General features: G+C 62.8%; 17 protein-coding genes. 8 read left to right on the top strand and 9 right to left on the bottom strand.

Annotated features, from left to right (window positions below):
* Window positions 1-472 precede the first annotated feature (472 nt).
* Together folD and mtnN are read left to right on the top strand one after the other, a co-directional pair.
* Complete coding sequence (folD, locus tag CLAM6_RS12580) at window positions 473-1,342, top strand: bifunctional methylenetetrahydrofolate dehydrogenase/methenyltetrahydrofolate cyclohydrolase FolD (protein ID WP_153636284.1); 870 nt, start codon at window positions 473-475, stop codon at window positions 1,340-1,342.
* An 85-nt stretch (window positions 1,343-1,427) separates the two neighbouring features.
* Window positions 1,428-2,138, top strand: a complete 711-nt coding sequence (mtnN, locus tag CLAM6_RS12585) for a 5'-methylthioadenosine/S-adenosylhomocysteine nucleosidase (protein ID WP_153636285.1) — start codon at window positions 1,428-1,430, stop codon at window positions 2,136-2,138.
* A gap of 119 nt (window positions 2,139-2,257) precedes the next feature.
* On the opposite strand, the gene cysS is transcribed toward mtnN, so the two are convergent.
* Both cysS and CLAM6_RS12595 read right to left on the bottom strand, forming a co-directional pair.
* Window positions 2,258-3,640, bottom strand: coding sequence for a cysteine--tRNA ligase (cysS, locus tag CLAM6_RS12590; protein ID WP_153636939.1), 1,383 nt, complete (start codon window positions 3,638-3,640; stop codon window positions 2,258-2,260).
* Window positions 3,641-3,842: 202 nt separating this feature from the next.
* Window positions 3,843-5,522, bottom strand: a complete 1,680-nt coding sequence (locus CLAM6_RS12595) for a glutamine--tRNA ligase/YqeY domain fusion protein (protein WP_043331306.1) — start codon at window positions 5,520-5,522, stop codon at window positions 3,843-3,845.
* Between the two features lie 238 nt (window positions 5,523-5,760).
* Here CLAM6_RS12595 and CLAM6_RS12600 point away from each other — a divergent pair, with 238 nt between their 5' ends.
* Window positions 5,761-6,255 (top strand): peptidylprolyl isomerase, encoded by a 495-nt coding sequence (locus CLAM6_RS12600; protein WP_043331309.1) that lies wholly within the window; start codon window positions 5,761-5,763, stop codon window positions 6,253-6,255.
* Between the two features lie 152 nt (window positions 6,256-6,407).
* Window positions 6,408-7,181 (top strand): UDP-2,3-diacylglucosamine diphosphatase, encoded by a 774-nt coding sequence (locus CLAM6_RS12605; RefSeq protein WP_153636286.1) that lies wholly within the window; start codon window positions 6,408-6,410, stop codon window positions 7,179-7,181.
* A gap of 100 nt (window positions 7,182-7,281) precedes the next feature.
* Here the strand turns inward: CLAM6_RS12605 and CLAM6_RS12610 are convergent, their stop codons facing one another.
* From CLAM6_RS12610 to CLAM6_RS12620, 3 genes are all read right to left on the bottom strand, one after another.
* Complete coding sequence (locus CLAM6_RS12610; RefSeq protein WP_153636287.1) at window positions 7,282-11,196, bottom strand: AAA family ATPase; 3,915 nt, start codon at window positions 11,194-11,196, stop codon at window positions 7,282-7,284.
* Between the two features lie 78 nt (window positions 11,197-11,274).
* Window positions 11,275-12,087, bottom strand: coding sequence for a tRNA-(ms[2]io[6]A)-hydroxylase (locus CLAM6_RS12615; protein ID WP_153636288.1), 813 nt, complete (start codon window positions 12,085-12,087; stop codon window positions 11,275-11,277).
* A gap of 16 nt (window positions 12,088-12,103) precedes the next feature.
* The gene (locus CLAM6_RS12620; RefSeq protein WP_153636289.1) at window positions 12,104-12,598 is read right to left on the bottom strand and encodes a DUF1289 domain-containing protein; all 495 of its coding nucleotides are present in this window, start codon (window positions 12,596-12,598) and stop codon (window positions 12,104-12,106) included.
* A 420-nt stretch (window positions 12,599-13,018) separates the two neighbouring features.
* Here CLAM6_RS12620 and acnB point away from each other — a divergent pair, with 420 nt between their 5' ends.
* The gene (gene acnB / locus CLAM6_RS12625) at window positions 13,019-15,622 is read left to right on the top strand and encodes a bifunctional aconitate hydratase 2/2-methylisocitrate dehydratase (protein WP_153636940.1); all 2,604 of its coding nucleotides are present in this window, start codon (window positions 13,019-13,021) and stop codon (window positions 15,620-15,622) included.
* Window positions 15,623-15,781: 159 nt separating this feature from the next.
* On the opposite strand, the gene CLAM6_RS12630 is transcribed toward acnB, so the two are convergent.
* Window positions 15,782-16,402 (bottom strand): porin family protein, encoded by a 621-nt coding sequence (locus tag CLAM6_RS12630; RefSeq protein WP_107336268.1) that lies wholly within the window; start codon window positions 16,400-16,402, stop codon window positions 15,782-15,784.
* Window positions 16,403-16,843: 441 nt separating this feature from the next.
* Here CLAM6_RS12630 and rraA point away from each other — a divergent pair, with 441 nt between their 5' ends.
* Window positions 16,844-17,344, top strand: a complete 501-nt coding sequence (gene rraA, locus CLAM6_RS12635) for a ribonuclease E activity regulator RraA (protein WP_043331314.1) — start codon at window positions 16,844-16,846, stop codon at window positions 17,342-17,344.
* Between the two features lie 91 nt (window positions 17,345-17,435).
* Here the strand turns inward: rraA and CLAM6_RS12640 are convergent, their stop codons facing one another.
* Both CLAM6_RS12640 and ppsA read right to left on the bottom strand, forming a co-directional pair.
* Complete coding sequence (locus CLAM6_RS12640) at window positions 17,436-18,716, bottom strand: dicarboxylate/amino acid:cation symporter (RefSeq protein WP_197738682.1); 1,281 nt, start codon at window positions 18,714-18,716, stop codon at window positions 17,436-17,438.
* Window positions 18,717-19,099: 383 nt separating this feature from the next.
* A complete protein-coding gene (gene ppsA, locus CLAM6_RS12645; protein ID WP_277876240.1) occupies window positions 19,100-21,487 on the bottom strand; it encodes a phosphoenolpyruvate synthase in 2,388 nt (795 codons plus the stop codon).
* 395 nt (window positions 21,488-21,882) lie between these two features.
* Between ppsA and ppsR the strand changes: the two genes are divergently transcribed.
* Both ppsR and ppnP read left to right on the top strand, forming a co-directional pair.
* Window positions 21,883-22,716, top strand: coding sequence for a posphoenolpyruvate synthetase regulatory kinase/phosphorylase PpsR (gene ppsR / locus CLAM6_RS12650; protein ID WP_043331317.1), 834 nt, complete (start codon window positions 21,883-21,885; stop codon window positions 22,714-22,716).
* A gap of 102 nt (window positions 22,717-22,818) precedes the next feature.
* Complete coding sequence (ppnP, locus tag CLAM6_RS12655) at window positions 22,819-23,106, top strand: pyrimidine/purine nucleoside phosphorylase (protein ID WP_043331318.1); 288 nt, start codon at window positions 22,819-22,821, stop codon at window positions 23,104-23,106.
* Between the two features lie 135 nt (window positions 23,107-23,241).
* Here ppnP and CLAM6_RS12660 read toward each other — a convergent pair whose 3' ends face one another.
* The gene (locus CLAM6_RS12660; RefSeq protein WP_153636290.1) at window positions 23,242-24,621 is read right to left on the bottom strand and encodes an MATE family efflux transporter; all 1,380 of its coding nucleotides are present in this window, start codon (window positions 24,619-24,621) and stop codon (window positions 23,242-23,244) included.
* Window positions 24,622-24,682: the final 61 nt, after the last annotated feature.

Consider the following 24,682-nt stretch of genomic DNA (forward strand, 5'->3'; position numbering starts at 1 on the left):
TCGCGGGCTTTCATCCCTGCAGCCCCCAACATCTCTCCTTGCTGATACAAGACGCCTTACCTGTCATCGCTTCTGCCACTGACGCAGTGATGACTTGCGACGGCTGAGCGCCGCCGGTGGACTGACTATCGTCTTCGCGCCTTCTGCCTCTCTGCGATCCGCCCTCTCCCATCTGCCCCACCCTTCTCCTTACCCCGCTCTCTGCTTCACCCTTTGTCTCTCTCTCTTTGCTTCTACCTCTGCTTGCGCCTCTACAGAGGGAGCGTCAAGGCGACAACCGCATGGCATGACCCCACTCTCGCCTGCCTCCTGGCGCCGCCTTCTGGCCTGTCGGGCGCCCGTGAAAGACCTGACGGCCATGACAGCTTTCGACCAAGGTCGTCATTCGGCGTTGACTGGAGGGCAAGGCATGCGAAAATTGGCCATCGTTGTCCCTCCTGCATTTATCGCCCACGAGAAGGAATGATCGCTGATGTCAGCACAACTGATAGATGGCAAGGCCATTGCCGAACGCGTACGCCAACAGGTAGGCCGTCAGGTCGATGCGCGTCGTGATGCCGGTGAACGTATTCCGGGGCTTGCCGTCGTGCTGGTCGGTGAAGACGCGGCGTCCGAGGTCTATGTCCGCAACAAGCACCTCGCCTGCGAGAAGGCTGGCATTCTCTCCACCCAGCACCGCCTGTCCGCTGACACCACGCAGCAGGAACTGGAAGCTCTGGTCGACCAGCTGAATGACGACACCAGCATCGACGGCATCCTGGTGCAGCTGCCACTGCCGGCGCATCTCGATTCACGCCCGATTCTCGAGCGCATTCGTACCGACAAGGACGTGGACGGCTTCCACCCCTACAACCTCGGTCGTCTGGCGCAGCGCCTGCCGGTAATGCGCCCCTGCACTCCCAAGGGCATCATGACGCTGCTGTCCGAGAGCGGCCTGCAGGTGCGCGGCATGGACGCCACCATCGTGGGCGCCTCCAACATCGTCGGTCGCCCGATGTCACTGGAGCTGATGCTGGCCGGCTGCACCACCACCGTCTGCCACCGCTTCACCAGGGACCTGGAGAGCAAGGTCCGCCAGGCAGACCTCGTCGTGGTCGGCGTCGGCAAGCCGGGCCTGGTCAAGGGTGAGTGGATCAAGGAAGGCGCCATCGTCATCGATGTGGGCATCAACCGCCTCGACAACGGCTCGCTGGTCGGTGACGTGGAGTTCGCCCCGGCGGCGGAGCGCGCAGGCTGGATCACGCCGGTACCGGGCGGCGTCGGCCCGATGACCGTTGCCTCGCTGCTGGAGAACACCCTGTTCGCCGCCGAGCTGCACGATGCCCAGCTGGCCGGCAAGTAAGCACGCACCCTCTCGCTGACACCTCCCCTGGCCGCGGGGCATCGCATGACAGGATACCCCGCAGGCCCTGCTTCAGGATTTCACCATGTCCCTCAAGACACTTGGCATCATCGGCGCCATGGCCGAGGAAGTCGCCATCCTCGCCGAGCTGCTGGAAGACAGCACCACGACTCAACATGCCGGCTCCACCTTCCACGTCGGCCAGCTGCACGGCCTCAAGATAGTGCTGCTGCAGTCCGGCATCGGCAAGGTCAATGCCGCCGTGGGCGCCTGCCAGCTGATCGAGCGCTACCAGCCGGACGCCATCATCAACACCGGTTCCGCCGGGGGCTTCGCCTCTGATCTGGAGATCGGCGACGTGGTCATCTCCAGCGAAGTGCGTCACCACGATGTCGATGCCGTGGTGTTCGGCTACGAATACGGCCAGGTGCCGCAGATGCCGGCCGCCTACCCGTCAGACCCGGCACTGGTGAAGATCGCGCGTGAGTGCGTCGAAGCCCAGGGCGAGATCAAGGCACGTGAAGGCCTGATCTGCACCGGCGACATCTTCATGGCAGACCCGGAGCTGGTCGCGCTGACTCGCTCACGCTTCCCGGACATGCTGGCCGCCGAGATGGAAGCCGCCGCCATCGCCCAGACCTGCTTCGTCTATGAGATGCCGTTCGTGGTCATCCGTGCGCTGTCTGACATCGCCGGCAAGGACAACAACAGCCAGTCCTTCGAGGAATTCCTGCACGTCGCCGCGCGTCAGTCCTCGCGCATGATCGAGGCCATGGTCAAACGCCTCGCCAGCTGATCAGCCGCTGCCCGACGGCGACCCCGCCCGACTGGCCATGAAAAACCGCCGCCCCGAGAGGGGCGGCGGTTTTTTTCGCGGTGACATTTTCGCGGCGACAATGCGTCATGCCAACTGCATCAGCCTTCCAGCACCCAGGTCGTCCCCTCGCGGGAATCCTTGAGGATGATGCCCTGAGCGGCCAGCTCGTCACGAATACGATCAGCACCCGCGAAATCCTTGGCCTTCTTGGCGGCAGCACGCGCCTCGATCTGCGCCTGGATCTCGTCTTCCGACAACGCCAATGCGGCAGTATCGCCCTTGAGGAAGACCGCCGGGTCCTGCCCGAATAGTCCCAGCAGACCGCCCAGCGCGGTCAGCTCGAAGGCCAGCGCCGGCGCCTGCTGCGGTGCCTCCTTCTTGGCACGGTTCAGCTCGCGAGCCAGCTCGAACAGCACCGACAGCGCACCGGCCGTATTGAAGTCGTCATCCATGGCAGCCACGAAGCGTGCCCGCCAGTCGCCTGACACCTCGCCTTGTTCGGGCGTGACGTTCTCCAGCGCATTGTAGAAGCGCTCCAGCGAACGACGCGCTTCATCCAGCGAGTTGGCCTCGTAACTGATCGCGCTGCGGTAGTGGCTGGCCACCAGCAGGTAACGCACCACTTCCGGGTTGTGCTGCTCCAGCACATCACGAATCGTGAAGAAGTTGCCCAGCGACTTGGACATCTTGTCCTGCCCGACACGCACCGCGCCGGCGTGCATCCACACGTTGGCATACTGCTGGCCAGTGGCGGCTTCGGACTGGGCGATCTCGTTCTCGTGGTGCGGGAAGGTCAGGTCCGGCCCGCCGCCGTGAATATCGAAGGTATTGCCCAGGCAGCAGGTCGACATCGCGGAGCACTCGATATGCCAACCCGGACGGCCCGCGCCCCAGGGAGACGGCCAGCTGGCCTCGCCCGGCTTGGCGGCCTTCCACAGCACGAAGTCGAGCGGGTCTTCCTTGGCCTCTTCCACTTCCACGCGCGCGCCGGACTGCATGTCATCGAGCTGACGGTTGTTGAGCTTGCCGTAGCCCTCGAAACGACGCACACGGTAGTAGACATCACCGTTGCTGGCCGCGTAGGCAAAGCCCTTGTCGATCAGCGTCTCGGTCATCGCGATGATATCGCCGATGTGCGCGGTCGCCCGTGGCTCGCGATCAGGGCGCAGGATCCCCAGACGCCCCTCGTCTTCATGCATCGCCTGGATCATGCGCTCGGTCAGCGCCTCGAAGGCTTCGCCATTCTCGTCGGCACGCTTGAGGATCTTGTCGTCGATATCGGTGATGTTGCGCACATAGGTGACGTCATAGCCACGCGCACGCAGGTAACGCGTGATGATGTCGAAGGCCACCATCACACGCGCATGGCCGATGTGACAGAGGTCATAGACCGTCACGCCACAGACGTACATGCGCACCTTGTTGCCTTCCAATGGCACGAAGGGTGCCTTGGTCCGGCTCAGGGTACTGTAGATGGACAGTGTGCTCGCGGCATCTTCGAGTGAAATCATTCAGTCATCGCCCTTGGCTACTTTGCTGACAGTGCGCTGTCAGCCTTGCGAAATGGAGCGGCCCGCAGACCGGTCATGCAGCTTCGTCATCGAAGGTACAGGATCAGCCTGCGGGCCGTGAAGCGGGTCAAAAGTCATGCCAGCAGGCCTCCCGCAGGAGGCCTGGCTGCCATCAACCCTTCTTCTGGGCCTTGGCCCAACCGTCCTTCAGGCTGACGGTACGGTTGAAGACCAGCGCGCCATCGACGCAGTCATGGCGGTCGGCGACGAAGTAGCCGATACGCTCGAACTGGTAACGCGTTTCCGGCGCGGCATTGCGCAGGCTCGGCTCACCGAAGCCCTTGACGATGCTCAGCGAGTTCGGATTGAGGTGCTCAAGGAAGTCGACATCCTTGTCACGGTCCGGCTCGGCTTCCAGGAACAGGTTCTCGTACTGACGCACCTCGACCGGCACCGCGTGCTCGGCGCTGACCCAGTGGATGACACCCTTGACCTTGCGGCCTTCCGGGTTCTTGCCGAGGGTATCGAGATCGACACTGCAACGCAGCTCGACGATCTCGCCGGCCTCATCCTTGATCACTTCATCACAGCGGATGACGTAACCGTTGCGCAGACGCACTTCCTTCTCGGGCGCGAGACGGAAGAACTTCTTCGGCGCATCTTCCATGAAGTCATCGGCGTCGATCCACAGCTCACGGGTCAGCGGAATCTGGCGCGTGCCCATGTCGTCACGTGCCGGATGGCCGGGCACCTCGAAGACTTCCTCGTGACCTTCCGGCAGGTTGGTCAGCACCACCTTGAGCGGATTGAGCACGCACATGGCCCGCAGTGCGTTGTCTTCCAGGTCGGAACGGATGGCGTGGTGCAGCATGCCGATCTCGACCATGCCGCCATCCGCGCGGCTCACGCCGATCATGTCGCAGAACTTGCGAATGGAAGCGGCCGTGTAGCCACGACGACGCATGCCTGAGATGGTCGGCATGCGCGGGTCATCCCAGCCATCGACGACGCCTTCGTCCACCAGCAGCTTCAGCTTGCGCTTGGAAGTGACGGTGTAATCCAGATTCAGACGCGCGAACTCGATCTGACGCGGCGTGACCGGTACCGGCAGGTTGGCCAGGAACCACTCATACAGCGGACGATGGTCCTCGAATTCCAGCGTACAGATGGAATGCGTCACGCCTTCCAGCGCATCGGACTGACCATGCGTGAAATCGTAGGACGGGTAGATCTTCCACTTGTCGCCGGTCTGGTGGTGGCTGGCATGGCGGATACGATAGAGGATCGGATCACGCAGATTGATGTTGGGCGCCGCCATGTCGATGCGGGCACGCAGCACCTTCTCGCTCTCGCCGAATTCGCCCTTCTTCATGCGCTCGAGCAGATCGAGGTTTTCCTCGGGGCTACGCTCACGGTAAGGGCTCGGGCGACCCGGCTCCTTCAGCGTGCCACGATATTCACGAATCTCGTCCGGCGACAGGTCATCGACATAGGCCTTGCCTTCACGCACCAGGTGCTGGGCCCAGGCATAGAGCTGGTCGAAATAATCGGAAGCGAAGCGCACCTTGCCGGCCCACTCGAAGCCCAACCATTCGACGTCTTCCTTGATGGCGTCGATATAGGCCTGCTCTTCCTTGGCCGGGTTGGTGTCATCGAAGCGCAGGTGACAATCGCCACCGAGCTGCTGCGCCAGACCGAAGTTCAGACAGATCGACTTGGCGTGCCCGATATGCAGGAAGCCGTTGGGCTCCGGCGGGAAACGCGTGACAACCTTATCGGCACGGCCGGCCTCGAGTTCTTCGCGGATCTGGTTAAGCACGAAGTTCGGGGCGCTCTGGGTCTCGGTACTCATGAAGTTTCGCTGCACCTCTGTGTGGTTCCTGGGCGTCGTATTGCGGGTCGTCATGTGGTTGAACGAACGTGCGCAAGGACAACAAGACGGATGATCGGGGCTGCATCCACGCGCCTGCCGCCCGCTCAGGCTTTCGTGTCTGGATGCAAAGCCGCTATTATAGCGCGACGCCCGCAGGCGATGCCATGAAGCCGCGCCTGCCTGACACTTGAGCAAGACAGATGACCGGGAAGCCCGCATGATCGTTCTTCACACCAACTACGGCGATATCACCCTCGAACTCAACCACGAGAAGGCCCCGAAGACCGCGGCCAACTTCGAGCAGTACGTGCGTGAAGGCCACTACAGCAATGTCCTTTTCCACCGCGTCATTCCGGGTTTCATGGTTCAGGGCGGTGGCTTTGACACCGACTTCAACCAGAAGCCGACCAATGGCGTGATCGAGAACGAAGCCGACAACGGCCTCAAGAACGACCGCGGCACCGTGGCCATGGCTCGCACCATGGACCCGCACTCCGCCAGCGCCCAGTTCTTCATCAACGTCAATGACAACGACTTCCTGAACTTCACCAGCAAGACCAGCCAGGGCTGGGGTTACTGCGTGTTCGGCAAGGTCGTCGAAGGCATGGACGTGGTCGAGAAGATCGAAGCGGTCAAGACCACCCGTCGCGACGGCCACGCCGACGTGCCGGCAGAAGACGTGATCATCACCAGCGCTGAAATCACCGAATAAGCGATTTCGCCTGATCACGCCGCAAGGCGTGCCTGCCGCCCGGCCTTGCCTCGTGATCGCGAGTGCCAGGCTGGGCGGTTTGCGTTATGAACTCCCACGGCAGTGCGCCCTTGCGATGCCCTGCTGACCGCCCACCTTCGCGGACCCCGACCATGAACACGACTGCCACCACCCTCTTCATCTCCGACCTGCACCTGCAACCCGACACGCCCGAGATCGCCCAGGGCTTCCTCGACTATCTGGCACGTCTGGCTACCTGCCAGCCTGCCGTCGAGCGTCTGTTCCTGCTGGGTGACATCTTCGAGGTCTGGGTCGGCGATGACTATCGCAACGACTTCACCGACAGCATGAGCGCTGCGCTCAAGCGCATCGCCGAGCGCGGCACCGCGATCTTCTTCATGCACGGCAATCGCGACTTCCTGGTCGGCGAGACCTTCGCGACCGAGGCCGGCGTGACGCTGCTGCCCGACCCGAGCGTGATCGAGCTGGACGGTGAGCGCGTGCTGCTGATGCACGGCGACAGCATGTGCACCCGCGACGAGGCCTACATGAAGTTCCGCGCCATGACCCGCGACCCTCAGTGGCAGGCGCAGATTCTGGCCATGCCGCTGGAGCAGCGTCTGGCGCTGGCCCAGTCACTGCGCATGCAGTCCGGCGAGACCAACAGCGAGAAGGACGAGGCGATCATGGACGTCACGCCCGAGGAAGTGGTGCGCGAGATGCGTGAGCACGACGTGCGCACGCTGATCCATGGCCATACGCATCGCCCGGCGGTGCATGAACTCGAGATCGATGGCGAGCCGGCGCGCCGTATCGTGCTCGGCGACTGGCGCCCGACTCAGGCCTTCGACATCATCGCCCGTGGCCAGGGGCCGGAGCTGCGTGAATTTGCGCTGCCGTTGGTCGATGCGATCACCCACGGCTGACCGCTTGCACACACCAAAAAGCCCCGCTGCCGATCACGGCAGCGGGGCTTTTTCTTACACTCTCACAGTGTCAGGCGGTTCGCTGCGCCAGACGCTGCGCTCAGGCCGGTGACGACGCCTTGCGGCGCGCACGCCCCTCGGCGATCTCCACCAGCTGATGCCAGCCCAGTACCGCAGGGGCATCGGCGCTCGGCAGCTCTTCCAGCAACACCTTCAGACGCTGACACCGCTCGGCATCATGGGCATCGACAAGACGCAGCCAGGTGGCAAGCCCCATGGCCTCATGGTGAGTGTTTTCCTGCTCGATGGAGTAGGACAGCCCCTGCTCAATCAGGGAGCGCACCTTCTCCAGCGGCAGGCCCTGAGCACTGCGCAGGCTCGCGACCAGATAGCTGACTTCTGACAGGTAGAAGGAATTGCGCTCCTGTGCCACCAGCAGCACCTTCTCCATGTATTCCTCGGCGGCAGCGTGCTCGCCCAGTGCCATCACGGCGTCCATGTACCACAGGTTGGGACGCTGATGACGCTCGCGACCGGTCAGCTCCGCGAACTCGTTCATGCTCGACTGCAGCATGGACAGGCCATCGCGGTCGCCGTTCATCGCCCGCGCCCAGCCCAGCACGCCATGCGCGGCCATGTGCCACAGATGAAGGTCCGCTGAACGCGTCACTTCCAGGGCCCGCTCGGCGCGCTGGGTCGCCAGATGGGTGTGACCCAGCTGGCGATACAGGGAGGTGGAGAACATCAGCGCCATCGCCAGCGAGCCGGGCTGACCGATCTGCTCGGCCATGCGAATCGCCGCCTCGGCCTGCTGCTCGGCCTTCACGTAGTCGCAGCGCAGGCACGATGTCCAGCTCTGCAGACAGGAGGCCGCCACCTGCGGGTGGTCGCTGAACGGCAGCCATTCGAGCACCATCGGATGGTTGACCGGATCGATCTCATCCAGGTGCTCGCCCGCCACACGCACGCGGCCGGCCCAGAACTCGCAGTGGGCACGCGCATAGTCAGCCAAGCGACGATAGCGATCATCGGAAAGCTCTTCCGCCAGCTCGCTGAGGCCCGAGGCCAGCGCGAAGGCATCGGCGTGGGCATGACGCTCGCTGCAGCCGACCCACAGGCCCCATTTGACGATGAAGGCCTGCTCGAGGTCCGGCTCGTCGTCCTCGACCAGCGCAGGGCTGCTGAGCAGGTTGCGTGCCTGCACGAAGCTCTCGTGGGCAATGCGTGAGCCATGGCCTTCCAGCGCGAAGCCGGACTGGCCACGTACCGTCAGCAGGCTGACTTCGCGCTCTTCCTGTCCATCGACATGCTTGAGGCAGGCCAGGCCGTTGTCCGCCATCTTGAGCGCGGTGCGGTTGGCGCTGATCTTGAGCGCCTCGCGCGCCGAGAGCTCGAAGTAACGCGCGGCACGGCTGAAGTTCTGCGACTTGCGCAGGTGAACGGCGAAGTAGCCGGGGTGACGACTGATCCAGGCGGGATACTTGTCCTCGATCAGCGCGACCACCTGATGGTGAATCCGGCGCCGCACATCCCGCGGACACGACAGGTAGGCCGCTTCCTGGATCAGCTGATGGGTAAACTGGTAGTCGAATTCACTGTCGCTGCTGCAGGCCTCGATGATCTCCAGGCGCTGCATGTTCTCGATGGCGCGCTTGAGGCGGCCCTCCTCGAACTCACAGCTCTGGCGCACGAAGCTCAGCTTGAAGACACGCCCCAATACCGCGGCGGTGTGGGCGACATCGCGCCCTTCTTCCAGCTGATCGATACGACTGGAGAGCAGACCGATCAGGCCCTTGGGCAATTCGTCGAGCTGCACCGGACGCCCTTCGCGGCGGTCCATGTCGAGACGCCGGCAGATTTCCTGCAGGTAGAGCGGCACGCCATCGCAGCGCTCGATGAGCTGACTGCGCATGCGCGGACTCAGGTGCAGGCGATAGCGACGTGACAGGTGTGACAGCAGGCGCGAGACCTGCATCGGATCGAGGCGACCCAGTGCGATGTGCTGGTCCCAGTTGAGCTTGACCGCCAGGCTGTCGCGACCGTTGTGGCTCGCGGCCAGCATGAAGCCGATGTTGATCGGCAGACGCGCCTGCAGGCCAGCCAGCACCTTGAGCGACGGCTCGTCGAGCCACTGCAGGTCATCGATCATCATCACCAGCGGACGCAGGCTGGCTGACTTCTCGATCACCAGATGCAGCACGCGCACGACGCGTTCGACCGTCTCGCTGGACTGGATCAGCACTTCGTCTTCGGCAGTATCTTCCGCCGTGCCGAGCACCGCATGGAAGGAGCGACGCACTTCCTCGCTGATGCCCTGCAACGCCTCGGAAGACTCGAACAGCTGCTCTACGCTTTCGCGATCGATATTGCCGTCCAGACGCCAGCGAATCAGCGCCGTGACGACACTGTAGGGCTCCAGCTGCGAGAGGCGCGTGGTCGGCATCCAGCACAGTCCGACATCCTGGCTCTGCTCCAGCTGACGGAAATTGACCATCAAGGCCGACTTGCCCATGCCGGAGTTGCCACTGACCAGCACGCTCTGGCGCAGGCCGATGCTGGCGCGGGCCAGCGCATCGCGCAGACGACGCAGCTCGCCCTCACGACCGATCAAGGTCGGCAGCGAGGATTCGCGGGTGGCGACACTGCTGCCCAGCACCAACGCACGCAGACGCACGCGACCGTCAGCGGCCAACAGGCGCGAGGTCAAGCGGGGCTGCAGGTCCAGTGCCGGCGGCATGTGCTGACTGGCTTCCTGGGAGATCACCAGCTCGCTGCCTTCGGCGGCGGTCATCAACTCGAGGGAATATTGCGTGACCTGCCCCAGCGGGTCGGCCAGCTGGCGCTCCGGCAGATAGATGACCTGACCGGAGTGCAGGCCCGCCGACAGCGAAAAGGCCGGCGGTTTGCCTTCACCGTCCCACAGCTTGGCGATCTCATCGGGGATCGCCTTGCTGCAGTGCTCATAGAGCGCGACCAGCTCGGCGAGCTGATGCGCCGGGCCGTGGGTGCCGAAGCATGCCAGACCCACACCACCCGTGGCGCCCGGCAGCCAGAAGCCGCCCAGGTGATGACACTGCTGCTCCAGCCAGCGCAACAGCTCGATCTGCAGCGTCAGACAGGCACGCGCCCAGACGCGGTCACGATGACTGTCCTTGACGCTCAGGCGAATGGCCATGACCGACAGCTGACGGTGATCGATTTCCTCTTCGCGCAGCGGCGCGCTGTCCAGCGACAGGGTCCGTGAGATGGCGCCCTGCGGCGTCATGGCACTCATGGTCTCGCTCTTGCCATCGGACCAGTAGCGCGCCAGCTGCAGGAAGCCGGGGTCCGGCTGCTGGCCGGAGAGCGCCAGCTGCTGCAGGAAGGCATTGAACTGCTCATGGGCCGCGGCCGACTGGCCGCCTTCGGCCAGCTGACGCACGAGACGCTCATGGAAGGGGCCGTAACCGGAGAAGCGGCTGACCAGCGTGCGCAGCACGTCATCGGGCAGCGGCTCGTCCGTGGCCAGCACCCGCTCGGCGAACTGGATGACGCGCTGACGCCACTCGCCACGCACCTTGATCATCCAGCGCTGGAAGTCAGGGCACTGGGTCAAGGAGAGCTCCTCGACCAGGTCGCCACGATACAGGGTGAGAATCTCCCCCAGGGTGGCGACGGAGGGCGGTGCCAGCAGCAGGCCGTTGAGCTCGTCGAGATCAAGTTCCCAGTGCTCCGGCAGCGAGAGCGCGATGGTCTGACGCGACACCGTCAACAGGTTGTCGGCCTCTTCGCCGAGACTCTGACGCAGACAGTGCAAGGCGTGGCGAAGGTTGGTCCGTCCGGAGGACAGTCCCTGATCCGGCCAGAGCAACTCCGCCAACCCGGCACGGGAGACGGCCTGATCATGCAGCAGCAGATGCAGAAGTAGCGCCTTGACCTTGTCGTAGCTGAACTGAGTCAGCGTGTCATCACCCAACGTCAGCTGGAAATGTCCCAGCAGTGCCAGTTGAGCTTGACCAGATGTTTCCTGCGTCATGTGTCATCCATTTCAAAGTCGCGAACGAAACGCCAGCCCTGCCACGGCGCCGGTGATCCCCTGTCCTTGATCCTTGCCTTAGTCTCTCGTGCCTTGATCCATCGCGTCCCGACCCACCCTGGCCGAGGCGCGCGCTGCCCGTCGTGCGCTCGGCTGACCACTGTGGAAGCGGAAGACAGCGTCGGGGGTTTCGATCAGCTCTCGTTCCACTTCACGTAGCACCGCGAGACGGGGTTCCAGTGGTTCATTGGTGTATTGCTCTGCCAACATGAGGTAATCCTCATAGTGACGTCCTTCTGACTTAACCAAAGTGCGATAGAACTTTGCAAGCTCTGGTTCCAGATACGGGATGAGGCGCGCGAAGCGCTCACACGACCTTGCCTCTATCAGGGCGCCGATCAGCAGGATGTCCACCAGGCGTTGCGGGTCTTCGTCCCTGACCTGCTGGCGCAGGGCTTCGGCATAGCGCGAGGCCTTGATATGCCGATAGACGATGCCCCGCTTCTCCATCAGCCCGACCACCTGCTCGAAGTGCAGCAGCTCTTCGCGCGCCAGCTGTGACATCTTGGTCAACAGCAGTGGCCGGTTCACGTAGCGGTACATCAGGCTCATGGCGGTGGAGGCGGCTTTCTTCTCGCACTGTGCATGGTCAATCAGCAGCAGCTCCGGATTCTCGAGCGCCGCCTCGACCCAGCTCAGAGGCGTCCTGCAGGGCAGAAAGGACAGCAGCGACGCCGGCAGCAAGGCATCGGTATCTTCATCGCTTGGCCCCTGCGACGCTGCGATCACGCGCGCCCCAGCCTCACTCGCGCCATACCGCCCAGCATGAACATCATCATGCTGCTTGCTCTGCTCAGGCGCAATCACATTGCGCTCGGTCACGTCGGTCATTGAATTCATTGTCACGTCAGTCTTTTGTCTCGCTCGCTTGCGTCTGCTGCTGACTGACAGGAGACACCTCAACGACGGAGTTCATATCATTATCGGCACGCTTTGCCGCTTCCACCATGATTTCATCGTTTATATGGGCAAAAAGCTGTTCGGGCTCAAGTTCTCGCGCATGGGCCAGTGGTGCGATGCCATACGCCGACAGGTCCTTGATGCGGGTCCGCCCGACGCGCAGCAGCTCAACGGCGCGTGACAGCGCCGACTGATCGGCACGGAAACGGATGCTATGGCGGGTCAGCTGCTCGGCCAGCATGGCGTCATCGGCGACACGCAGCCAGCGGGCGGCGACCTGGCTGCGCAGCTCGTCCAGTGCCAGCATGCGCTGGGCGCGCTGGTCACTGTCATAGCCGAACCAGGCCAGGATCTCATGATCATGACGCTGGCAGCCGCGACAGACGCTATCGCCGACCGTAGTGGAGCAGACACCTACGCAAGGAGAAAGAATACGGCTCATGTTGCCCTCGGGGGAGGCGGAAAGTGTGATTCGGGGTAACCCCCATCATACCGTGCGTACCTGAGAGCCGACAGCATCGCGCCGTCGGTGCCCAAAGAACCTCTTGTCAGCACCTCGCTGGGCGTCATCAGCGCGTCATCAGCGTTGCCGCATAGTGTTTGCTCAGCGTGATTTCCTGACAATCAGATGAAATATCAGAATGTTATGCCGCAATAGGCGACCAAAGTCTCAGCCCCCGCCACTGGGCGCTCCTTAACATTGTCGACAAAGTTGAGTAGACTCGCATTCGCCCCGTAGCGCCTGATTCGCTCGCAATAAGACGCTTGAATTACCCGCAAGAAGCCTCGAGGTGCCCCGCCCTGCGTCTTCAAGACGACTGGCCCGCGCATTTCGACACGATTACAGATGAGGGTCTCCCACGTGCTTGAAGCCTACCGTCAACAGGTTGAAGAACGCGCCCGGCAGGGCATCCCGGCAAAGCCGCTGACTGCCGAGCAGACCGCCGAGCTGGTCGAACTGCTCAAGAATCCGCAGGCCGGTGAAGAAGAGTTCATCCTCGATCTGTTCACCAATCGCATTCCCCCGGGCGTTGATGAAGCCGCTTACGTCAAGGCTGGCTTCCTGACCGCCATCGTACGTGGCGAAGCCGCTTCTCCGCTGATCGACAAGACACATGCCGTCAAGCTGCTCGGCACCATGCAGGGCGGCTACAACATCGCCACGCTGGTCGAGCTGCTGGACGACGAAAGCCTGGCCAAGGAAGCCGGCGAACAGCTCAAGCACACCCTGCTGATGTTCGACGCCTTCCACGATGTCGCTGACCGCGCCAAGGCCGGCAACGCCGTCGCCCAGGCCGTGCTGCAGTCCTGGGCCGACGCCGAATGGTTCCTGTCCAAGCCGGCGCTGGCTGAGAAGATCTCGCTGGCCGTCTTCAAGGTGCCGGGCGAGACCAACACCGATGACCTGTCTCCGGCGCCTGACGCCTGGTCACGTCCGGACATCCCGCTGCACGCCAACGCGATGCTCAAGAACCCGCGTGAAGGCATCAACCCGCAGGAAGATGGCGTCGTCGGCCCGCTGGCCCAGATCGAGGAAGTGAAGGCCAAGGGCTTCCCGGTCGCCTACGTCGGTGATGTGGTCGGTACCGGCTCCTCACGCAAGTCCGCCACCAACTCCGTGCTGTGGTTCTTCGGCGACGACATTCCGTTCGTGCCCAACAAGCGCGCCGGCGGTTTCTGCATCGGCAACAAGATCGCGCCGATCTTCTTCAACACCATGGAAGATGCCGGCGCCCTGCCCATCGAGATGGACGTCGAGAAGATGGCCATGGGCGATGTCATCGACATCTACCCGTACGAAGGCAAGGTCTGCCGTCACGACACCGACGAAGTCATCTCCACCTTCTCCCTCAAGACTCAGGTCCTGCTGGACGAAGTGCGTGCTGGCGGCCGTATCCCGCTGATCATCGGTCGCGGTCTGACCGACAAGGCGCGTACCGAGCTGGGTCTGGAGGCGTCTGACGTCTTCCGCCTGCCGGAGCAGCCGAAGGACACCGGCAAGGGCTTCACCCTCGCACAGAAGATGGTCGGCAAGGCCTGCAACCTGGAAGGCGTGCGTCCGGGCATGTACTGCGAGCCGAAGATGACCACCGTCGGCTCCCAGGACACCACTGGCCCGATGACCCGCGACGAGCTGAAGGATCTGGCATGTCTCGGCTTCCAGGCCGACCTGGTGATGCAGTCCTTCTGCCACACCGCTGCCTACCCGAAGCCGGTCGACGTCGAGACTCACCACACCCTGCCCGACTTCATCATGAACCGCGGCGGCGTCTCCCTGCGTCCGGGCGACGGCATCATCCACTCGTGGCTGAACCGCATGCTGCTGCCGGACACCGTCGGCACCGGTGGTGATTCCCACACCCGCTTCCCGATGGGCATCTCCTTCCCGGCGGGTTCTGGCCTGGTGGCCTTCGCCGCCGCCACTGGCGTGATGCCGCTGGACATGCCGGAATCCATCCTGGTGCGCTTCAAGGGCGAACGTCGCCCGGGCATCACCCTGCGTGACCTGGTCCACGCCATCCCGCTGTACGCCATCAAGCAGGGCCTGCTGACCGTCGACAAGGCCAACAAGAAGAACGCCTTCTCTGGCCGCATTCTGGAAATCGAAGGTCTGGAAGATCTGACGGCCGAACAGGCATTCGAGCTCTCCGACGCCTCTGCCGAGCGTTCCGCCGCCGGTTGTACCATCACGCTGTCCGACGAGAGCGTGACCGAGTACCTGAAGTCCAACATCACCCTGCTCAAGTGGATGATCGCCAACGGTTACGGCGATGCCCGTACCATCGAGCGTCGTATCGCGGGCATGGAAGAGTGGCTGGCCAACCCGAGCCAGATGCGTGCCGACAAGGACGCCGAATACGCCGAGATCATCGAGATCGACCTCGCCGAGATCGACCAGCCGGTACTGTGTGCGCCGAACGACCCCGACGATGCCCGTCTGCTGTCCGACGTCGCCGGTCAGAAGATCGACGAAGTCTTCATCGGCTCGTGCATGACCAACATCGGTCACTTCCGCGCCGCAGGCAAGCTGCTCGAGAAGCAGCCGGCCGGTAGCCTGAAGACCAAGCTGTGGCTGGCACCGCCGACCAAGATGGACCAGCACCAGCTGACCGAGGAAGGCTACTACGGCATCTACGGCCGTGCCGGCGCGCGCATGGAAATGCCGGGCTGCTCACTGTGCATGGGTAACCAGGCACGTGTGGCCGCCAAGTCCACCGTGGTATCCACCTCCACGCGCAACTTCCCGAACCGTCTGGGCGACGGCGCCAACGTCTTCCTGGCCTCTGCCGAGCTTGCGGCCATCGCGGCCGTGGTCGGTCGTCTGCCGACCGTCGAGGAATATCAGGGCTACATGGGCGAATTCGATGCCATGGCGGGCGAGATCTATCGCTACCTGAACTTCCATGAGATCGAAGAGTTCCAGAACGCCGCTTCCAACGTGATTCCGGTCACCCAGGAAGCCTGATCAGGCGGGGAGTCATGCGCCCCTGCATGACTCCCCTCTGACAGCAGCATTGGCGTCATGCCAACTGACGTCATGCCAGACAACGAAACGGGCCGCCCCTCAAAGGACGGCCCGTTTTTTCATGCCTGCGACAAGCTCGGTGGGTGCAAACGCCCTGCCTCAGAACTTGTAGCCGACCGAGGCGGTGAAGGCATCCACCTGATAATCGCTGTCGAAGTCATAGCGCTCGTACTCGGCACGGATCAGGAACGGGTCCAGGTTGACCTGTGCACCGGCGCCATAGACCGGATCAAAGCCGTCGTTGTCCTTCAGATCGACGCTGGAATTGCCCAGATTGCCATCGACATCGGTTTCCCACTTGGCCATCCCCGCCTTGGCGAACAGCGAGAAGTACTGACCGATGGGCAGGATACCCACCACGTTGACACCGTAGGCCTTGGACTCGAGATCGGTATTGCTGAAGTCATTACCCTTGAGCTGGACAGTCCCCAGGTCGGTGTAGAAGGCCTCAGTGGCGAAGTACGGATTGTACTGATAACCCACGAAGGCCTTGTAGACGTTGTCGTCATCATCGACATCGAAGTCATCGCTGCCGGATTCGATGAAGTCACCGGCCTCATCGGAATCATCGTTCTCAAGGCTGGAGAAACCGGTACCGGCACCGATGTAGAGCCCTTCGCTGGCATTGCCAGCCGCCTGAGCGTGACCACTGAGCGCCAGAGCGAGAGCGGCGAAGGAAACGGTAGCCAACGGGGCGGCCAGAAGACGTGACTTGCTCATGTATTGCTCCTTGATCCAATGGGCGGCACAGGCAGCTGCCGGCCAGGTACTGACGGCAAGACCGCGCCTATCATGGGTTGCAGGAGCATCGTGGCAGATATAGAACAGTGTTTCAAGAGTGGCGTTTTGACTACTTGTGACGTCGCAAGCCGGCAACATTCGCCTGCCGCTGCCCTTTTGCGTCCAACTCGGCCAATCACCAGCCCGGCTGACTACCAGCTCGTCTAATCACCAGCCCGGCTGACCACCTAATCGTCTAGCCACCAGTCCGCTTGCCCACCAGCTAGCCTGGCGAGCCGCTGGCGCCACTTTGCCACCAGGCCATGGTAGAGATGCAAAGCCCTGGCGTATCGGGCATTCTCGGGGTTGTGGCATTGCAGCAATCAAAGCGCTCCGTCCCTCAAGCGGCCTGCCCCGGCCGCCCAGCACAAGGAATCCGACATGACGCATCCCATCTCCACCCCCGACCTCTGCGATGAGTTCCCCGACGTGCAGGTGCTCGAGCCACTGTTCATCAACTACGGCGGCGTCGAGTCCTTCGGCGGCGAAGTCGTGACCATCAAGTGCTTCGAGGACAACTCGCTGGTCAAGGAAGCCGTCGCGGAGCCCGGCGCAGGCCGCGTCCTGGTCGTCGATGCCGGCGGCTCGATGCGCTGCGCCATGCTGGGCGACATGCTCGCCGAACAGGCCGCCAAGAGTGGCTGGGCCGGCGTGATCATGTATGGCTGCATCCGCGACGTGGATGAGATCCACGCCACCAACCTCGGCGTGCAGGCACTGGGCTGCTACCCGCGCCCCAGCATCAAGCGCGGCGAAGGCCAGCGCGATATCCCGGTCACCTTCGCCGGCGTCACCATCGTGCCGGGCGACTATCTCTACGCCGACAACAATGGCGTCATCACCGCCAAGGAAGCGCTGATCCGTACCCAGCCGACTCCCTGAGTCGCCGTCTCGCGCCGCGGTGCACGCCGCAATGAAAACGCCCCCGCAACCAGGCAGGTTGCGGGGGCGTTTCGCGTTCAAAGTCGCGGACTCAGCGAGTGCTGGCAGGCTCAGCGGTCTGTGAACCGGCTTGAGCACTGGCCTGAGAGGCCGCAGCCGCATCATCGGCCCGCGCGAAGCGGTCCACCACGGCGGCGCAGGCAGCGTCACCGGTGATGTTGAGCGCGGTGCGCGTCATGTCGAAGATACGATCCAGCGCGAACAGCAACGGCAGGCCTTCGATGGGGATACCGGCAGCCAGCAGCACGGCGACCACCAGGAACGACGGCCCCGGCACGCCGGCCTGACCGATGGCACCCAGAGTCGCGGTGAACACGATGGCGGCGTAGGCGGAGAAGCCGAGGTCGACATTGAAGACCTGGGCGAAGAACATCGCCACCAGCCCGTAATAGATGGCATTGCCGCTCATGTTGATGGTCGCGCCCAGCGGCAGCACGAAGGCAGAGGTGGCGTTCTTGAGGCCCAGCTCCTTCTCGCAGACTTCCATGTTGACCGGCAGGGTCGCCATGGAGGACGCCGTGGACAGCGCGACGGCCTGCGGCTTCTTCATCGCGGACATGAAGCGGCCCAGCGGCACGTCAGAGCCGAACTTGACCACCAGCGGGTAGAACACGAAGCCGTAGATGAGGATGGCGCCCATGTAAACGAGGAACAGCTTCATCACCAGCGTCAGTACATCGAAGCCGAAGGTGCCGACGGCGTCCGCCATCAGGCCGAAGACGCCGATCGGCGCGATCAGCATCACCACGTTGATCATCCACACGAAGGCTTCAATGACGGTGTTCAGGCCTTCGATCAGCGGCTTGCCACGCTCACCGGTCTTGGACAGGCCAATGCCGAGGAACAGGCAGAACACCAGAATCTGCAGGATATTGGCATCGGTGAGTGCCCCGAAGATATTGGTCGGCACCATGCCCAGAATGGTGTCCATCACGCCCGGCACGCTGCCCTTGTCAGCGTAGGCATTGGAGAACATGCCCTTGGCGCTTTCCAGGTCCACCCCGCTGCCCGGCTGGAAGACATGCCCCATCACCAGCGCCAGCATCACGGCCACGGCAGAGGTCAGCATGAAGAAGGCGAAGGTGGAGATACCGATCTTGCCGGCAGAAGGGCTGTCGCCCAGATTGGCGGCTCCCGACACGATGGAGACCGCGATCAGCGGCACGACCAGCATCTTGATCAGGTGAATGAACAGCTCACCCAGTGGCGCGAACATCGAGGCGTCTTCGCCCATGTACGCCCCGACACCTGCACCCAGGATCATGGCGATGACTACCTGGACGCCGATGTTTTTCCATAAAGACTGTTTCACGTTACGACTACCTTGGATTGTGTCTGAAAGGTCGGTTGTTGCGTGCCACCGCAGTGCTGGCTACCGGTGAGGCCTGCCGTCATTGCCACCATGGATATTGTGGTCAGCGGGGTGGCTGGGATTATAAATGACTGCCTTTTTTACATAAGGTAGAAAGATAATCATTTAGTCGCGCAATCGAGATCATTTTGTTGCCATTTGTTACTAACTGGCGTCTTTGTGCTGCTTTCCCCCCCATTGGTCTAATGTCTGAACTGACCAATCATTCAGGTTTCAGGCACGAAACGAAAAGCGCCCACCGCACGTTGAGTGCGATGGGCGCCCTGGGTGACAACGACCGTCTGCGCCTCAGCGCGTCAGGTCACCATCCTGGGAAGCCTGGGTTACACCAGCTCCTTGTCCGCCAGCATGAACCAGGTTTCCAGCACGGAATCCGGGTTGAGGGAGACGCTGTCGATGCCCTCCTCCATCAGCCACTTGGCCAGCTCCGGATGGTCCGACGGGCCCTGACCACAGATGCCGACGTACTTGCCCTGCGCCTTGCAGGCACGGATCGCCATCGACATCAGCTGCTTGACCGCCGGGTTACGCTCATCGAAGAGGTGAGCGACGATGCCGGAGTCGCGATCCAGTCCCAGGGTCAGCTGGGTCAGGTCGTTGGAGCCGATGGAGAAGCCATCGAAGTGCTCGAGGAACTGATCCGCCAGCAGCGCGTTGGTCGGCAGCTCGCACATCATGATGACGCGCAGGCCGTTCTCGCCACGTACCAGACCATTCTCGCCCAGCAGCTTGATGACATGCTCCGCCTCGCCGGTGGTACGCACGAAGGGCACCATGATCTCGACGTTGGTCAGCCCCATCTCGTCACGCACGCGCTTGAGGGCGCGGCATTCCAGATCGAAGCAGTCGCGGAAGGTATCGGACACGTAGCGCGAGGCGCCACGGAAGCCCAGCATCGGGTTCTCTTCGCCCGGCTCGTACATCTTGCCGCCGATCAGGTTCTCGTACTCATTGGACTTGAAGTCCGACATGCGCACGATGACCTTCTGCGGATGGAAGGCGGCCGCCAGGGTGGAGATACCCTCGACCAGCTTGTCGACGTAGAAGTCGACCGGGCTTGCGTAGCCGGCGGTGCGCGCATCGATGGTCTGCTGTAGATCGATGGGCAGGGTGGCGTAGTCGAGCAGCGCCTTGGGGTGCACGCCGATCATGCGGTTGATGATGAACTCGAGACGCGCCAGGCCCACGCCGGCATTCGGCAGACGCGAGAAGCTGAAGGCGCGGTCCGGGTTGCCGACGTTCATCATGATCTTGAACGGAATCTCCGGCATCTCGTTGACGCTGGTGACTGTGCGGTCGAAGTTGAGGATACCGTCATAGACGTGACCGGTATCGCCTTCGGCGCAGGAGACCGTCACTTCGCGGCCTTCGGCCAGCACCGAGGTCGCGTCGCCACAGCCGACCACGGCCGGAATGCCCAGCTCACGCGCGATGATCGCCGCGTGGCAGGTACGTCCGCCACGGTTGGTGACGATGGCGGAGGCGCGCTTCATGACCGGCTCCCAGTCCGGATCGGTCATGTCGGTGACCAGCACGTCGCCGACCTGCACCTTGTCCATCTGCTCCGGGTTGTCGATCACGCGCACCGCGCCTTGGCCGATACGCTGGCCGATGGCACGTCCGGTGACCAGAGTGCGGCCCTTCTCGCGCAGCTGGAAGCGCTCGAGGTTGCCGCCCTCTTCCTGGCTGACGACCGTTTCCGGGCGCGCCTGGACGATGTAGAGCTTGCCGTCGTCACCATCACGCGCCCATTCGATATCCATCGGACGCTGGTAGTGCTTCTCGATAATCATGGCCTGGCGCGCCAGAGCCTCGACATCGGCATCGCTGATGCAGAAACGGTGACGGTCCGGCACCGGCACGTCGACGGTCTCGACGGAGCGCCCTGCACTGGTGTGGTCGGTGTAGACCATCTTGATCAGCTTGGAGCCTAGGTTGCGGCGCAGTACCGCCGGGCGGCCAGCGGCCAGCGTGGTCTTGTGGACGTAGAACTCGTCAGGATTGACCGCGCCCTGCACCACGGTCTCGCCCAGGCCCCAGGAGCCGGTGACGAAGACGGCGTCGCGGTAGCCGGATTCGGTGTCCAGGGTGAACATCACGCCGGAAGCGGCCGTCTCGGAACGCACCATCTTCTGTACGCCGGCAGACAGCGCGACCAGTGAGTGATCGAAGCCCTTGTGCACGCGGTAGGAGATGGCGCGGTCGTTGAACAGTGATGCGAACACCTCGTGAACCGCACGCTTGATGTTGTCGAAGCCTTCGATGTTGAGGAAGGTTTCCTGCTGACCGGCGAAGGAGGCATCCGGCAGATCTTCCGCGGTGGCGGAGGAGCGCACGGCGACCTTCAGGTTCGGGTGCCTGGCCTGAAGCTCGGCATAGGCACGTTCCATCTCGGCTTCGAAGGCCGGCGGCAGCGGCGTGTCGATGATCCACTGACGAATCTCGGCACCGACGCGCGCCAGTTCGACCACGTCGTCCACATCGAGGGCATCGAGGGCGGCATTGATACGCTTGTCGAGGCCTTCGTGGGCCAGGAATTCGCGATAGGCATAGGAGGTAGTCGCAAAGCCGCCGGGCACGGTGACACCGGCATCGGCCAGATTGGAGATCATCTCACCGAGCGAGGCGTTCTTGCCGCCAACGCGATCAACATCGTTCATGCCGAGCTGATCGAAATCGACGACGTATTCGGATGTGGCTTGCTGTGACAAGGGAACCCCCTGGTACCAATGGATGGAAACGAATGACCGATGGAGGACGATGAACCGCCTTCCGTTCAGCAATGACGCCACCCTAACAAGCTCTCTCTAGTATTAGCCATTGGTCTAACCGGCTAGTCAGTGGAGGAGGACTACAACCCTGAGCCTGTTTCAGACGTTCTGTCGCCATCGTCGGCGAACATGTCGACAAGCCAGAAACGGCCGCTACAGGAATGTAGTCATGAGACGCTTTTGTAGAGAACGGGAACACGGGATTTCTCATATCGCGCCACTGGCCCTGTGCCGGATATTGCAAGCTCGACAGTGAACACCGACACTTGGGGTCTTCACGGGACAACAGCCTGAGCGGGCTGGTGTCTTCGATTCGTTCTTCACGAGTGCCCGTCATGACCCGAACCGCCTTCTTCATTTCCGATGGCACCGGCATCACCGCCGAGACACTGGGACGCAGTCTGCTCGCCCAGTTCGAGAATACCGACATCCGCATGGTGACCAAGCCCTACATCGATTCGGCCGAAAAGGCGACGGCACTGGTCAAGGCCATCGAGAGCGCGCATGCCAATGACGGCGAGCGCCCGATCATCATCGACACCATCGTCGACCAGAACATCCGTGACATCATCTCCGAATCCTCCGGCTTCAAGGTCGATATCTTCTCGACCTTCCTCAAGCCGCTGGAAGAGGAACTGGACACCCACTCGTCCTACAGCGTCGGCAAGACCCACTCCATCGGGCAGGACGACGTCTACATGAATCGCATCGATTCGGTGCATTTCGCCCTCGACAACGATGATGGCGCGCGCACGCATCAATACGACAAGGCCGACGTCATCCTCATCGGCGTCTCACGCTGCGGCAAGACCCCGACCTCGCTGTATCTGGCGCTGCAGTTCGGTATCCGCGCGGCCAACTACCCGCTGACCGAGGATGACCTGGACGAGTCCGGCACCCTCAAGATGCCCGCTTCACTGGCGCAATATCGTCACAAGCTGTTCGGGCTGACCATCGACCCGCGTCGTCTGGCCGCCATCCGTACCGAGCGTCGCCCCAACAGCCGCTACTGCTCGATCGACCAGTGTCTGCAGGAAGTCGAGCAGACCGAGGCACTCTTCCGCCGCTCCAAGGTGCCCTACATCGATACCACGCGCTTCTCGATCGAAGAGATCTCGACACGCATGATCGCCGAGACCGGCCTGGCACGCCGCTTCTCACCGCGCTGATCCCGACGCCAGATCATCACAAGTCGAACACAACAACACACGTCGACAACGACGACAGACATCGACCACAACAACACCGCTACTCACCCAGGAAATCCTCCCATGTTCAACACCAACCACTACTTCGACGGCCAGGTGGCCTCCATCGCCTTCCAGAGCGCAGACCTTCCTGCCACGGTCGGCGTGATGGCCATCGGCGAATTCGTGTTCGCCACCAGCCAACGCGAATACATGACCCTGATCAGCGGCGACATGCAGGTACTGCTGCCGGGCGCGGAAGAGTGGTATCAGCTCGCCGCCGGTGAAAGCTTCATCGTCGAAGCCAACCAGAGCTTCGAAGTGCGCACCACGGTCGAATCCGCCTACCTGTGCAAGTACGAAGACGCTTAAGGCACTGGAAAACAGCCGCCCAAGGCACTGGGCAACAGCCGCCTAACGCACTGAAAGCCAGACATGAAAAAGCCGCCGTACCCTCTCGGGTCACGGCGGCTTTTTCGTCACGACGACTGTCTCCCGCTACCAGTCTCAGGCGCGCTGCCTGAGGACCGAACGCAGCGCCAGATAACTGATGCCGCCCATCAACAGGTAACTTGTCGCTACCCCGGCAAAGATGCCGATCACGCCATACAAGGCGCCGCCCAGCCAGGCCAGTGGCACCAGCAAGGCGAACAGACGCACCAGCGAGAGCATCATCGCGCGGCGCGGCTTGTGCAGCGCATTGAGGCTGGAATTGGCGAGAATGATCACGCCCTGGGCCCCGAGGGCGGCGGGTATCAGCCACAGATAGGTGCTGACCAGTCCCGCGACCTCCTGGCTCTCGGCGAAGCGCGCCGCGATCCACTCACCGCCAAGCCCGAGCCCCAACCAGACCACCAGCTGCCAGACGAGAATGAAGGCCAGCACGCCGTGGATGGCCCGCCATACACGCTTCTGCTGCCCGGCACCGTCGTTCTGGCTGATGAAGGGCGACAGCGTCATGGACAGCGCCAGCACCAGAATCAGCGCCAGCGACTCGATGCGTGAGCCGATGCCGTACGCCGCCACCGCCGCGTGACCATGCTGACTGACGATACGTGTGACCAGCGCGGTGGCAATCGGCGTCATCACGCTGGTCATCGCGGCAGGCAGGCCAATCGCCCCGACCTCGCGCCATGACTTCACCAGCCGCGTCACGCTCAGGTGACGAAAATCGAGTCGCGCGCGCAGCAGTGGCAATGCCAGCAAGCCCAGCGTCATCGCCAGCCACGACAGCACCGTGGCCAGCGCCGCGCCCGCCACGCCCATGCCCTGCCAGTCACCGATGCCGAAGATCAGCAGCGGGTCGAGCAGCGCATTGAGCACCCCCGCCGCCGCCATCACCAGCGAGGGCACCAGCGTATTGCCCTCGGCGCGCAGCACGCTGCCCAGCACACGCGGCAGCAACACGAAGGGCGCGCCGAAATACCACACCTGCATGTAGTCACGAATATGCGGCATCAGGGTATCATCGGCCCCCAGCAGCCCGAACAGCGGCTCGATGCTGGCAAGCCCCAGCACCAGCATCACCAGCCCCAGCAGCAGCCCCAGCAGACTGGAATCCGTGGTGCGCGCCTTGACGGTCTCGAGCTCGCCTCGCCCCAGCCGGCGCCCCACCACCGCGGTGGTGCCGATGGACAGACCGATGGCGATGCTGATCACGCCGAAGGTGACCGGGAAGGTCATGGTCACCGCCGCCAGCTCCGGCGTGCCCAGCTGGGCGATGAACCAGGCATCCACCAGGTTGAACAGCATCATGGTGACGATGCCGCCGATCACCGGCCCCGTCATGCGCGCCAGCGTCGAGGCGATCGGGTCACGCACCAGATCGCGCGTGCCACGCCGAGACGAGGCACGTCTGGGGGTGGCAGGGGTATCAGGGTCAGACATACAGGCTCCGGACAGAAAACGACCCCGACCGGCGAGGCGCCAGCGGGGCCGAACAGTGTAA

This window comes from Cobetia sp. AM6 (genome assembly GCF_009617955.1).
GTDB classification, from domain to species: Bacteria; Pseudomonadota; Gammaproteobacteria; order Pseudomonadales; family Halomonadaceae; genus Cobetia; species Cobetia amphilecti.

Coding starts and splice junctions, on each gene's coding strand:
- CLAM6_RS12620 (WP_153636289.1), bottom strand. CDS start 12,598: ATGAGCCGTATTCTTTCTCCTTGCGTAGGTGTCTGCTCCACTACGGTC.
- ppnP (WP_043331318.1), top strand. CDS start 22,819: ATGTTCAACACCAACCACTACTTCGACGGCCAGGTGGCCTCCATCGCC.
- rraA (WP_043331314.1), top strand. CDS start 16,844: ATGACGCATCCCATCTCCACCCCCGACCTCTGCGATGAGTTCCCCGAC.
- ppsR (WP_043331317.1), top strand. CDS start 21,883: ATGACCCGAACCGCCTTCTTCATTTCCGATGGCACCGGCATCACCGCC.
- CLAM6_RS12595 (WP_043331306.1), bottom strand. CDS start 5,522: ATGAGTACCGAGACCCAGAGCGCCCCGAACTTCGTGCTTAACCAGATC.
- CLAM6_RS12610 (WP_153636287.1), bottom strand. CDS start 11,196: ATGACGCAGGAAACATCTGGTCAAGCTCAACTGGCACTGCTGGGACAT.
- CLAM6_RS12615 (WP_153636288.1), bottom strand. CDS start 12,087: ATGACCGACGTGACCGAGCGCAATGTGATTGCGCCTGAGCAGAGCAAG.
- CLAM6_RS12660 (WP_153636290.1), bottom strand. CDS start 24,621: ATGTCTGACCCTGATACCCCTGCCACCCCCAGACGTGCCTCGTCTCGG.
- CLAM6_RS12600 (WP_043331309.1), top strand. CDS start 5,761: ATGATCGTTCTTCACACCAACTACGGCGATATCACCCTCGAACTCAAC.
- folD (WP_153636284.1), top strand. CDS start 473: ATGTCAGCACAACTGATAGATGGCAAGGCCATTGCCGAACGCGTACGC.
- CLAM6_RS12605 (WP_153636286.1), top strand. CDS start 6,408: ATGAACACGACTGCCACCACCCTCTTCATCTCCGACCTGCACCTGCAA.
- mtnN (WP_153636285.1), top strand. CDS start 1,428: ATGTCCCTCAAGACACTTGGCATCATCGGCGCCATGGCCGAGGAAGTC.
- CLAM6_RS12630 (WP_107336268.1), bottom strand. CDS start 16,402: ATGAGCAAGTCACGTCTTCTGGCCGCCCCGTTGGCTACCGTTTCCTTC.